The sequence below is a fragment of the Microbacterium sp. X-17 genome (assembly GCF_039615055.1).
The window spans coordinates 104,413-116,162 of the sequence record NZ_JBDHNI010000010.1; the positions used below are offsets into that span (position 1 = coordinate 104,413).

The 11,750-nt window shown below is 69.7% G+C and carries 10 protein-coding genes and 2 rRNA genes; 3 read left to right on the forward strand and 9 right to left on the reverse strand.

Features of this window, described 5'->3' with window-relative positions; translation table 11 throughout:
* Positions 1-10 precede the first annotated feature (10 nt).
* Together menD and ABCS02_RS33025 are read right to left on the reverse strand one after the other, a co-directional pair.
* Positions 11-1,786, reverse strand: a complete 1,776-nt coding sequence (menD, locus tag ABCS02_RS33020; protein ID WP_345839957.1) for a 2-succinyl-5-enolpyruvyl-6-hydroxy-3-cyclohexene-1-carboxylic-acid synthase — start codon at positions 1,784-1,786, stop codon at positions 11-13.
* On the reverse strand, positions 1,779-2,132 hold the full coding sequence (locus ABCS02_RS33025; RefSeq protein WP_345839958.1) for a PLD nuclease N-terminal domain-containing protein: 354 nt from the start codon (positions 2,130-2,132) through the stop codon (positions 1,779-1,781). Before ABCS02_RS33025 ends, menD begins: the two co-directional genes overlap by 8 nt.
* A 42-nt stretch (positions 2,133-2,174) precedes the next feature.
* Here ABCS02_RS33025 and ABCS02_RS33030 point away from each other — a divergent pair, with 42 nt between their 5' ends.
* Positions 2,175-2,528: a DUF4229 domain-containing protein gene (locus tag ABCS02_RS33030; RefSeq protein ID WP_345839959.1), complete on the forward strand. Its 354-nt coding sequence runs from the start codon at positions 2,175-2,177 to the stop codon at positions 2,526-2,528.
* Here ABCS02_RS33030 and ABCS02_RS33035 read toward each other — a convergent pair.
* The 3 genes from ABCS02_RS33035 to ABCS02_RS33045 are packed head-to-tail and all read right to left on the reverse strand — an operon-like array spanning position 2,516 to position 5,687.
* Entirely contained in the window at positions 2,516-3,499 is a 984-nt protein-coding gene (locus ABCS02_RS33035; RefSeq protein WP_345839960.1) for a 1,4-dihydroxy-2-naphthoate polyprenyltransferase, read from the reverse strand. The genes ABCS02_RS33030 and ABCS02_RS33035 overlap by 13 nt on opposite strands.
* 26 nt (positions 3,500-3,525) lie before the next feature.
* Entirely contained in the window at positions 3,526-4,746 is a 1,221-nt protein-coding gene (locus ABCS02_RS33040; protein WP_345839961.1) for an AMP-binding protein, read from the reverse strand.
* Positions 4,747-4,775: 29 nt separating this feature from the next.
* Positions 4,776-5,687: a 1,4-dihydroxy-2-naphthoyl-CoA synthase gene (locus tag ABCS02_RS33045; protein WP_345839962.1), complete on the reverse strand. Its 912-nt coding sequence runs from the start codon at positions 5,685-5,687 to the stop codon at positions 4,776-4,778.
* Between the two features lie 57 nt (positions 5,688-5,744).
* Between ABCS02_RS33045 and ABCS02_RS33050 the strand changes: the two genes are divergently transcribed.
* Positions 5,745-6,737, forward strand: a complete 993-nt coding sequence (locus tag ABCS02_RS33050; protein WP_345839963.1) for an o-succinylbenzoate synthase — start codon at positions 5,745-5,747, stop codon at positions 6,735-6,737.
* 24 nt (positions 6,738-6,761) lie between these two features.
* Here the strand turns inward: ABCS02_RS33050 and ABCS02_RS33055 are convergent, their stop codons facing one another.
* Both ABCS02_RS33055 and ABCS02_RS33060 read right to left on the reverse strand, forming a co-directional pair.
* Positions 6,762-7,781: an HAD-IIA family hydrolase gene (locus ABCS02_RS33055; RefSeq protein ID WP_345839964.1), complete on the reverse strand. Its 1,020-nt coding sequence runs from the start codon at positions 7,779-7,781 to the stop codon at positions 6,762-6,764.
* Entirely contained in the window at positions 7,756-8,898 is a 1,143-nt protein-coding gene (locus ABCS02_RS33060) for a hypothetical protein (protein WP_345839965.1), read from the reverse strand. The genes ABCS02_RS33055 and ABCS02_RS33060 overlap by 26 nt, the downstream gene beginning before the upstream one ends.
* Positions 8,899-8,925: 27 nt before the next feature.
* Between ABCS02_RS33060 and ABCS02_RS33065 the strand changes: the two genes are divergently transcribed.
* Positions 8,926-10,197: a hypothetical protein gene (locus ABCS02_RS33065; RefSeq protein ID WP_345839966.1), complete on the forward strand. Its 1,272-nt coding sequence runs from the start codon at positions 8,926-8,928 to the stop codon at positions 10,195-10,197.
* A 43-nt stretch (positions 10,198-10,240) separates the two neighbouring features.
* Here ABCS02_RS33065 and rrf read toward each other — a convergent pair.
* Both rrf and ABCS02_RS33075 read right to left on the reverse strand, forming a co-directional pair.
* Positions 10,241-10,357: ribosomal RNA gene (gene rrf, locus ABCS02_RS33070) — 5S ribosomal RNA — on the reverse strand.
* Positions 10,358-10,490: 133 nt separating this feature from the next.
* Positions 10,491-11,750, reverse strand: a 23S ribosomal RNA gene (locus ABCS02_RS33075); the annotation flags it as partial.

Sequence of the window (11,750 nt, forward strand, 5' to 3'; positions counted from 1 at the left end):
CGGGACCCACTCAGCGCGGAAGCGGCACCTCGAGAATGCTCGCCCCGGCAGGCGGCGCCGACAGCGCCTGGTCGAGCTCGCCCTTGGTGCGCGCAACGCGGTACTCCCACCCGTACGCACGCGCGAGCGCCGACAGGTCGACCGTCTGCGGCGTGTACAGCACCCGGTCGAACGCCTCGGCCGGCGCAGTCGCCGCGACCTCCAGCCCGTCGAAGATCGTCCCGCCGCCGTCGTTGCCGACCACGACCTGCAGGTGCGGGCGCGCCTCCCCCGCCCCGCCGAGCAACGCTCCCACATCGTGCAGCAGGGCGAGGTCGCCGAGCAGCACACGGGTCACCCCCGCAGCAGCGCCGGCCTCCACCGCCCGCGCCTCGGCGGCCAGCGCGATGCCCGTGGCCGTCGCGATCGTCCCGTCGATGCCCGCGAGCCCGCGGTTGGAGTGCACCACGATCTTCTTCCCCGGCACCAGCCGGTCGGCGTCGCGGATGAGGCGGGACGCTCCCAGCACGAGCCGGTCGTGCGGCCAGGTGTAGCGCCAGAGCGCTTCCGCCAGCATCGGCCGGGTGATCGGCGCGCGGACCGCGGCCAGCTCGGCGCGGGCGAACGCGAGCGCGTCGGCCGGCTCGTACGACCGCGCCTTCTCGACGTCCGGGGCGGACGCCGCGGGGTCCGCCGCACGCTCGGCCTCCTCGGTCAGGCGCCTGCTCGCGAAGACCCAGCTCCCGACCCACGACCGCACCTCCGGGCTGCGGAGGTCGACGTCCGCGGGCGCGCTGACACCGCCGACGACCCGTGCACGCCGGCCCGGGTTGTACGCTTCCCGGCCGGTCGGCGCGACCACCAACACCTCCACGTCGTCGCGCAGGAGCAGCGCCGGGACCTCCCGGCTGAGCGTGGGATGCCCGAATACGACGGCGCGCTGGACCCTGCCCCCGTAGGACTCGTCCCGCAGCAGCTCGCGGTACGCGACCACCAGCTCCGGCCCGAAACGGGCGCCGCTCGACACCTCCGCGAGCAACGGGTAGCCGCCCGCGCGCGCGAGCTCCGCGGCCGCGTCTCCGGCGTCCGCTCCCGCGACGACGACCGTGAAGGGGCCTTCCGGCAACTCCACGACCTCACGGCCGAGCGCCGCAGGTCCGGCCGTCGCGGGCAGGTCGCCGCGGGCGACTCCGTGCACAGGCGGGACTGCGACCGACAGCGGCTCACGGAATCCGACGTTGAGGTGCACCGGCCCGGGATCCGCGGTCGCCGCGCCTACGGCCTCCTCGACGGCGGAACGCGCAAGCGCCCGCGCCTCCTCGGACTCGCCGTCCGCGCCCACGGGCGCCGTGACGTCATGGCTGGCGCGCACGACGGTCCCGTACAGCCCGTCCTGCCGCGTGGTCTGGTTCGAGCGGATGCCGCGCAGCTCGCTCGGCCTGTCGGCGGTGACGACGATCATCGGGACACCCGCCTCGTGAGCCTCCAGCACGGCCGGATGGAGGTTCGCCGTCGCCGTGCCGCTCGTCGTGACGATAACGGTCGGCGCGCCGGTCTCCCGGGTCAGCCCGAGCGCGAGGAAGCCGCCGACCCGTTCGTCGATCCGCACGTGCAGCCGTGCGGCCCCCGCACGTTCGAGCTCGGCCGCGGCGAGCGCAAGCGCCTGCGAGCGCGATCCCGGGCTCACGACGATGTCGGCGACGCCGGCCTCCACGAAGCCGGCGAGGAGCGCGAGAGCGTAGTCGGTCGCCGGGTTCCCGGTCTGCTCGACCTCCGCGGGCTCTTCCGAGACCCGCGGGTCACCCATCCCGTCGGCCGGTCTGGTCGTCGGGACCGTTGTCGTCGAGGTCGGCCAGCTCCTTCTCGAGCCGGCGGATGCGCTCCTCCTGGTCGTGGTCGATCCGGAGCTTGCCGAGGAACGCGGGGTCGTCGTCCGGGGCGCTGATCCTCCGGGCGACCTCCGCGCGTCGTCGGCCGCGGCCGATCAGGAACCAGAGGATCCCGCCGATGATCGGGAACAGGACGATGACGAGCACCCACACGGGCTTGGGTAGGCCGCGCACCCTGGAACGGTCGAAGAGAGCGCAGTCTGCCACCGAATAGATGTAGAAAACCGCGGCTGCGACGCCGAGGACTATCCAGAGGCGAACCATGCCTACATCGTAACTCTCAGCGAGCCTGCCTAAGCTGGGAGGGTGAAGCGGATTCCCTCCTGGTTGACCTACACCGTGCTGCGCCTCGTGCTGTTCGCGGTGCCGCTGGTGATCCTGCTTCTGCTCGGAATCGTCTGGTACGCGTCCGTCATCGCCGCCGCCCTCATCGGCCTGTGCCTCTCGTACATCCTGCTCGCCAAGCAGCGCCACGCGGTCGCGTCCGACCTGTACGCGGCGCGCCACCGCGAGAAGCCGGCTCCGTCAGCGGACGACGCCGAGGACGAGGCGATCGACGCCGCGCAGGCGGAGGCCGCCACGGGCGAGGCCCACGGCACTGGTCAGCCGGCGTCCGGCGTCGATGCGGCCGGTCAGAGCGCTCCCGGTCAGAAGGCGTAGGCCGCGCCAAGCGCGAGCGCCACGAGCAGCCCGGTGAGGCTGGTGAGTTGAAGCGCGAGGATGAGTTCGCGCGGCGCCTTCCCGAACAGCGTGATGACGCAGGCCGGAAGCGCGGCGAGCAGCGCGAACATCCCGAACCACGCGAACGGGTAGAACAGCGCCAGCACCGCGAGGATGCCGAACGGCACGAGCAGGAACACGCAGTACACGATCCGGGAGGCCATGCCGCCGAGCAGGACGGCGAGCGTGCGCTTCTTGGCGAGCCGGTCGGGCTCGATGTCGCGGATGTTGTTGACCATGAGCACCGCGCAGGCGATGAGCCCGGCGATCACGCCACCGAGCCAGGCCTCCTGGTTGACCGACTTGGCCAGCATGTATGTCGTCCCCGCCGTGGCCACCAGCCCGAAGAAGACGAAGACGAACACCTCGCCGAGGCCGTAATACCCGTAGGGACGCTTGCCCCCGGTGTAGAACCAGGCCGCCGCGATGGCCGCGGCCCCGACGATGAGCACCCACCAGAGCTGCGTGAGGAGGACGAGGATGAGCCCCGCGACCGCCGCGAGGCCGAAGAAGGTAAGGGCGACGCTGAGCACCTTCTTGGGCGCTGCCTTGCCCGAGCCGGTCAGGCGCCCCGGCCCGACGCGGTACTGGTCCGTGCCGCGGATGCCGTCGGAGTAGTCGTTGGCGTAGTTCACGCCGATCTGGAGCAGCACCGCGACCGCCAGGCAGAGCAGCGAGCGGATCGGGTGCCAGATGCCGGCGCCCTCGATGACCTTCGCCGCGCCGACGCCGATGAGCACGGGAGCCACGGCGAGCGGGAGCGTCCGCAGTCGCGCACCGGCGATCCAGTCGGATGCCGTGGCCGGACGCACGGCCGAAGCCTTGGCGCCCGGGCGCCCGCTCCTCCCGCCACGAGGTCCGCGCGCCGGGGGCGGCGCCATCCGCTGCATTCGGGGGTTGTTCTGGCTCATCACAGTGCGAATCGTAACAACAACCGCTATGCCCCAGGCCGTTCGGCGGAGTCGCCACGCGCGAGCCGTGCGGCCGCGACCCGGTCCGGCTTGCCGCTGCTGAGGTGCGGGAGTGCGCCGACGGTGACGATGCGGGCGGGCGCCGCCGCCCTCCCGAGCTGCTCGGCGACCAGGCGCCGGAGTCCGGCGAGCTCGGCGCCGCCTGTCGTGACGACGACAGGGACCTGTCCCCACCGCGCGTCCTCCGCCGCGACGACGACCGCGTCCCCGAGCCCGTCCCACGAGCGGACGAGCCGCTCGACGGTGTCCAGCAGCACCTTCTCGCCACCCGAGATGATGACGTTGTCCGACCTCCCGTGCACGGTCACGTGCCCGTCGCGCACCTCCCCGAGGTCACCCGTGCGGTACCACCGGACGCCGTCCTCCTCGTGGAACGCCGCCGCCGTCCGTTCGGGATCGCCGAGATAGCCCTCCGCGAGTGTCGGCCCACTGATCTCCAGCAGGCCGTCCACCTCCCGGACCACGGTCGGCCCGATCGGAACCCCGTCATAGACGCACCCGCCTGCCGTCTCGCTCGACCCGTAGGTCGCCAGGACCCGCGCCCCCAGCGCCTCGGCCCGCTCCCGAAGCCCGCGGTCGAGGGCCTGCCCGCCGACGAGGATGCCGTCGAACCTGCGCAACGCGGACCCGACCTCGCGCGCTCCGCCTTCGGCCGCCTCGACGAGCCGCGCGAGCTGCACCGGGACGAGCGACGTGTAGCGGAAGTCAGCGGTCAATTCGCCGGCCAGTCCAGCGAACCGCAGCGGATCGAAGTGACCCTCGCCATAGACGACGGGCTCCGTCCCGGCCGCGAGCGAGCGGATCAGCACCTGCGCCCCTGCCACGTAGTGCGCCGGGAGGGCGAGCAGCCACTGTCCCTGGCCTCCCATCGCACCGGCGGAGGCCGCCGCACTGGCGAGCAACGCGTCGACGGAGAGGGCGACCCGCTTCGGCACCCCGGTCGAGCCGGACGTCTCGATGACGAGCGCGACGTTCTGCGGAGCCTGGTCCGTAGCGCTGGGCCACGCGCCGTCTGCGCCGCCCGCGTCGTCCCGTCGCGCGTCCTCCGCCCCCACGTTCCGCGGCACGACAGCCGCTCCCCCTTCTGACAGCGCCTCCCTCAACGCCGCGAAGACCTCCCCCGTCCGGCGAGCGTCCACCACGCGATACGGCCGCGTCACCTCGTCCTCACCGCTGAACCCATCCACACCCTCCGCTCACGCGCTCCCGCTCCCGCTCAGTACTGCCACGGGAACGGCGACCAGTCCGGCTCCCGCTTCTCCAGGAACGCGTCGCGCCCCTCCACCGCCTCGTCGGTCCCGTACGCCAGCCGCGTCGCCTCCCCCGCGAACACCTGCTGCCCGACCATCCCGTCGTCCACCGCGTTGAAGGCGAACTTGAGCATCCGGATCGCCGTGGGCGACTTCGTCAGGATCTCCTGCGCCCAGTCGACCGCCGTCGACTCCAGCTCGGCGTGCGGGACGACCGCGTTCACCGCCCCCATCTCGTACGCGCGCTGCGCCGAGTACTCGCGGGCCAGGAAGAACACCTCGCGCCCGAACTTCTGCCCGACCTGCCGCGCGAAGTACGCGCTCCCGTAGCCGGCGTCGAATGACCCCACATCGGCGTCGGTCTGCTTGAACCTGCCGTGCTCCCCGCTCGCGATCGAGAGATCGCACACCACGTGCAGCGAGTGTCCCCCACCTGCCGCCCACCCCGGGATGACGGCGATGACGACCTTGGGCATGAACCGGATCAGCCGCTGCACCTCAAGGATGTGCAGCCGGCCGCTGCGCGCGGCGTCGATGCCGGACGCCGTCTCACCCTCGGCGTACTTGTACCCGTCCCGGCCCCGGATGCGCTGGTCGCCTCCGGAGCAGAACGCCCAGCCGCCGTCCTTCGGGCTCGGCCCGTTGCCCGTCAGCAGCACGACGCCGATCTTCGGGTTCGTGCGGGCGTCGTCCAGCGCCGCGTACAGTTCGTCGACCGTGTGCGGGCGGAAGGCGTTGCGCACCTCCGGCCGGTCGAACGCGATCCGCGCGATGCGCCCGCTGACGTCGTGGTGGTACGTGATGTCGGTGAGCTCCCCGAATCCGGGGACGTCCGTCCACACCGCGGGGTCGAAGAGGTCTGATACTGCCGAAGACATGCCACAAGCCTACGGTCGAGCGCAATACGAATTCGGGTCGCGTGCCAAACTTGTGGAATGCTGCCCGAACTCACCGACCTGTTAGGGACAGCGCGCGTCGTCCGGCTCCCGATGCGCTCGCGCTTCCGCGGCATCACCGTCCGGGAGGCCGTCCTCTTCGAGGGCCCGGAAGGCTGGACGGAGTTCTCCCCCTTCGTCGAGTACGACGACCAGGAGTCCGCGGCCTGGCTGCACGCCGCCATCGACTTCGGTTGGCGCACCGCCCCTGCGACACTGCGCGACAGAATCCCCGTCAACGCCACCGTCCCGGCCGTCGCGGCCGCCGAAGTGCCCGCCGTGCTCGACCGATACCCGGGCGCCCGCACCGCCAAGGTGAAGGTCGCCGAGCCCGGCCTGACCCTGGCCGACGACGTCGCCCGCGTCCGCGCGGTCCGCGAGCACCTCGGTCCGGAGGGCCGCGTCCGCGTCGACGCGAACGCACTGTGGAATGTGGACGAGGCCGAGCACGCCATCCACGCGCTCGCCCCGTTCGACCTGGAGTACGTCGAACAGCCCTGCGCGACTGTGGAGGAGCTCGCCGAGATTCGCCGCCGAACGCGCTACATGGACATCCCGATCGCCGCCGACGAGAGCGTGCGCAAGGCGAGCGACCCGTTGGAGGTCGCGCGAGCAGGCGCCGCAGACCTGCTCGTCATTAAGGCCCAGCCTCTCGGCGGCATCCACTCGGCGCTGCGGATCGTGGCGGAGGCCGGCCTCCCGGTCGTCGTCTCCAGCGCACTCGACACATCGGTCGGCATCGCGATGGGCGCGCACCTCGCCGCCGCTGTGCCCGGCCTCGAATTCGACTGCGGCCTCGGCACCGTCGCGATGTTCGAGCACGACGTCGCCGAGACGCCGCTCGTCCCCGTGGACGGCGCGATCCCCGTCACCCGCCCGCGGGTGTCGACGGCACAGCTCGACCGCCTCGCCGCGCCGGACGACCGCCGGGAGTGGTGGCTCGACCGCGTGCGCCGGTGTTACCGCATCGTGGAGCACGCCGCCGCGCTCTGACGACGCGCCGAGGCACCCCGGGCGTCAGCCGTACAGCCGCTCCGGCACTTCGAGCCCGTAGATCGCGCGCCCCGAATCCCAGATCGCGCGGCACGCCGCCCGGAGCAGGTCGAGTTCGTCGTCGCCCTCGCTGACGATACGGACATCGTTGCCTTCGACGGCGACGGTGGACTTCCCGACCGTGACCGCGCCGTTCCTCGCGGTCTTCGCCTCCGGATACGGCTCATCCAGCCCGCGCAGATCGCCCAAGATGTAGGTCGGCCGCGAGTCGGCGTCCGCCGCGAGGAGCTGCTTGGCGCGGTCGATCCCGGTGAGCACGAGCACGGAGTCGATCCCCGCACGGTTCGCGCCGAGGATGTCCGTGTCGAGCCGGTCGCCGATGAACAGCGGCTTCGTCGCCTCGAACCGGGCGACGGCCTCCTCGAAGATCGCCACCTCGGGCTTCCCAGCGACGAGCGGGAGCCGCCCGGCAGCGGTGTGGACGGCGGAGACCAGCGTCCCGTTGCCCGGCGCGATGCCGCGCTCGACCGGGATCGTCCAGTCCGTGTTCGTCGCGATCCAGGGACGCTCGGTATCGGTGCGACCCTGCAGCGCGAAAGACGCCTCCGCTAGCTGCGCCCACCCGATGTCGGGTGAGAAGCCCTGGATGACCGCGGCCGGGTCGTCGTCGGCCGAACGCGTGACCGAGAACCCGCCCTTCTGGACTTCGTCCACCAGCCCGTCCCCGCCGACGACGAGGATCGTGGATCCCGCCGGCACGTGCTGACTCAGCAGCCGGACGGCGGCCTGCGGCGAAGTTACGACGTCGCGCGGCTCGACGTGGAGGCCCAGCTCGCGCAGGTGCGACGCCACGGACGCATCCGTCCGCGAGGCATTATTGGTGATGTAACCGACCTTGACAGTTTCGGCCACGCCGTTCAGGCTCTCGACGGCGTGCGGGATGGCGTTCGGCCCCGTGTAGACGACCCCATCAAGGTCGGCCAGCACCAGATCGACACCAGCCAACGGCGTCACAGCGTCACTCGTCCGTCGAAACAGCGCCATCGTGCGGCTCGTCCTCCGTGGTCTCGTCGGTGGGGGCGGCGTCGGTCGCGGCCTCACTGGACGCGGCCTCGCCGTCGATGGCCTCATCAGCCACCGCATCCTCGGTGGCTGCGTCGTCGATCGCGGCGGCAGCGGCCTCGTCGGCAGCAACCTCGTCGGCAGCAGCGTCGTCAGCCGCAGCCTCGTCGTCCGCGTTCTTGCCGACCGCGTCCTCCTCGCCCGCCAGCTCGTCGCTCACAGCCTCGTTTGCGAACTCGTCGCCCGAGCCCTCGGGCGCGACGGCCTCGCCAGTCGCCTCATCGCCGAACGCGTCCGCGTCCTCCGCCGCCGCGTCGAAGCCGAACTCGCCTTCCGCCTCATCGCCGTCCAGCGACTCGATGTCATCCATCACCACGGCCAGCTCGAACTCCTCCTCGATCACGTGGACCGTTTCGAGTTCGGCGTCGGCGTGCGCCTCCTCCAGCGCGAGCTCGGCGCGTTCGGCGCGCTCCCGCCACGAGGCGGAGTCGGCGTCCCGGCCGAGGGCTTCGAGCACCTCGGCATAGGCGTGGAAGAGGTCCGGACTCCAGCTGAAGGCACGGTTCGGGTCGAGCTGCGGGATCTCCAGCTCGGCCAGCGCGGCCTCCTCCTGTCCCAGGTCGAGCCGAGCACCGGACATCGCGATCGCCAGCGCGACCTGGACGTCGGCCGGCAGCGCGCTGCGGTCGATCGACCGTCCCAGTTCGAGCGCCCGGTCGGGTCGGCCGACCCCGCGCTCACTGTCCACCATCAACGCGATCTGGTCGTTGGAGCCGGTGATCCTCCGGTAGGTGCGGAGCTCGCGCAGCGCGAGCGCGAAGTCGCCACTCGCGTATGCGGTGATGGCGAGCGTCTCGCGCACGACACCGATGCGTCCCGCGCGACGCGCGGCCGACAGAGCATGACGGTGCGCGAGCTCGGGGTCCTCGTCGATCAGGCGTCCGGCCATGACCAGGTGCTGCGCAACCCAGTCGGCGTTGTCCTTGCTGAGCGTCTTGAGCTCGACGCGGGCTTCCTTCGGCAGGTCGCGCGCCTCGACATCCGCGGGGAGGTCGGGGTCGTCGTGCCGTGGACGCACCGAACGGAGCTCCCGAGCCATCGCCTCTTCGGCGCTGAGCTCGTACTCGTGGTCGCGGGCGGCGCGATCACCGCGCGCGGGACGACCGTCCCTCGTCCACAGCTTGTCGTCGGAGCGGCCGTAGCCCTTCGAGCCGCCGGCGCCGGCCGGGCGACCTGTGCGACCACCCTGCGAGCCCTGCCCGCCACGGGGACCGCCGTCGCGGCCGGCGGCGAAACCACGGGATCCGGAACCGTCGCGCGAACGCGTCGCATCCCAGGAACCGCCCCGCTGCCCACCGCGGGACTGCTGCCCGTCGCGGCGCTGTCCATCACGGTTCCACTGGCCCTCGCGACCCTGGCCGTCTCGGCCCTGGCTGCCGCTGCCCTGGGGTCCGCGGCTCCGCTCGTCACGGTTCCACTGACCGCTGCCACCCTGGTTGTCACGACGCTGACCGTCGCGATTCCACTGGCCCTCGCGGCGCTGCCCGTCGCGGCCCCGGCCGTCGCGATTCCACTGTCCGCCACCGGTCTGGCCGTCACGATTCCATTGGCCGCCACCCTGACCACCACGACGCTGACCATCACGATCTCGCCCGTCACGGTTCCACTGACCGCCACCGCCCTGGCCGTCGCGGTTCTGCGCCGAACGGTTCTGGCCGTCACGATTCCACTGGCTGCCGCCCTGGCCGTCACGACGCTGTCCATCGCGATTCCACTGGCCGCCGCCGCCCTGACCATCCCGGCTCTGGCTTCCGCCACTCCACTGGCCCTCGCGGCGCTGTCCATCGCGGTTCTGACCACCACGGCCCTGGCTGCCGCCGCTCCACTGGCCCTGACCGCGCTGACCGTCGCGGTTCTGGCCGTCACGGCGCTGACCGTCGCGGTACTGACCGTCACGACTCTGGCCGTCGCGCCCATAGCCATCGCGGCTCTGCCCGCCACGGCCGTATCCGTCGCGACCGCCCTGCGCATCATTGCGCTGAGCTCCGCCGCGCTGACCGTCACGACTCCACTGACCGTCTCGCGGCCGACTCGGGCCACCGGTGCGCGAAGCGCCGGCGGAGCCCCCCGTGCGGTCCGAACCGGCTCCATCCCGGGACCGTCCGTAGCCCTGACCCGAGTCGCGTCGCGGGGCGCCGCCGGAGCGGTCGCCGTTCCGACCGTCGCCCGAGCGTGGGCGACCGGAGCCTCGACCGCGGTCGTTGCCGCCCGAGGCGGACGTCCTGTCGTCGTCTGCCGGTGTATCGCTCACGACTTCTCCTGTCGGGTGCCGGGGTTTCCGCCCAGCCTATGTGCGTGGATCGCGCCGGGCACCGCCCGCGCGAAATTGTGCCGTTAACGCGAAATGGCCACCCATCACTGGGTGGCCATCTCACAAAGAAGTCCGGCGGTGTCCTACTCTCCCACAGGGTCCCCCCTGCAGTACCATCGGCGCAGAGAGTCTTAGCTTCCGGGTTCGGAATGTAACCGGGCGTTTCCCTCTCGCTATGGCCGCCGAAACACTATTGATGTATCAAAGTGAACGATCAAGCTTCGCTTGAATCAGTTCTCGACCGTACATCGAGAACCACATAGTGGACGCGAGCAATCTCTGGCCCCTCATACCCGCCTTACAACGGTATGAGAGTAGTGATTATCAAATTGTCGGCTTATTAGTACCGGTCAGCTCCATGGGTCTTTAGTCCCCACTTCCACATCCGGCCTATCAACCCAGTAGTCTAGCTGGGAGCCTCTCGCCCGAAGGCATGGAAATCTCATCTTGAGGCCGGCTTCCCGCTTAGATGCTTTCAGCGGTTATCCATCCCGAACGTAGCTAATCAGCGGTGCTCTTGGCAGAACAACTGACACACCAGAGGTTCGTCCAACCCGGTCCTCTCGTACTAGGGTCAGATCCTCTCAAATTTCCTACGCGCGCAGCGGATAGGGACCGAACTGTCTCACGACGTTCTAAACCCAGCTCGCGTACCGCTTTAATGGGCGAACAGCCCAACCCTTGGGACCTACTCCAGCCCCAGGATGCGACGAGCCGACATCGAGGTGCCAAACCATGCCGTCGATATGGACTCTTGGGCAAGATCAGCCTGTTATCCCCGAGGTACCTTTTATCCGTTGAGCGACAGCGCTTCCACAAGCCACTGCCGGATCACTAGTCCCGACTTTCGTCCCTGCTCGACCTGTCAGTCTCACAGTCAAGCTCCCTTGTGCACTTACACTCGCCACCTGATTGCCAACCAGGTTGAGGGAACCTTTGGGCGCCTCCGTTACTTTTTGGGAGGCAACCGCCCCAGTTAAACTACCCACCAGGCACTGTCCCTGAACCGGATTACGGTTCGAAGTTAGATATCCAGAGTGACCAGAGTGGTATTTCAACAATGACTCCACGTGAACTGGCGTCCACGCTTCAAAGTCTCCCACCTATCCTACACAAGCCACACCGAACACCAATACCAAGCTGTAGTAAAGGTCACGGGGTCTTTCCGTCCTGCTGCGCGTAACGAGCATCTTTACTCGTAGTGCAATTTCGCCGAGTTCGCGGTTGAGACAGTTGGGAAGTCGTTACGCCATTCGTGCAGGTCGGAACTTACCCGACAAGGAATTTCGCTACCTTAGGATGGTTATAGTTACCACCGCCGTTTACTGGGGCTTAAATTCTGAGCTTCGCTTACGCTAACCCTTCCTCTTAACCTTCCAGCACCGGGCAGGCGTCAGTCCGTATACATCGTCTTGCGACTTGGCACGGACCTGTGTTTTTAGTAAACAGTCGCTACCCACTAGTCTCTGCGGCCTCCAAACGCTTTCGGAGCAAGTCCTAATACGTCGAAGGCCCCCCTTCTCCCGAAGTTACGGGGGCATTTTGCCGAGTTCCTTAACCACGATTCTCTCGATCTCCTT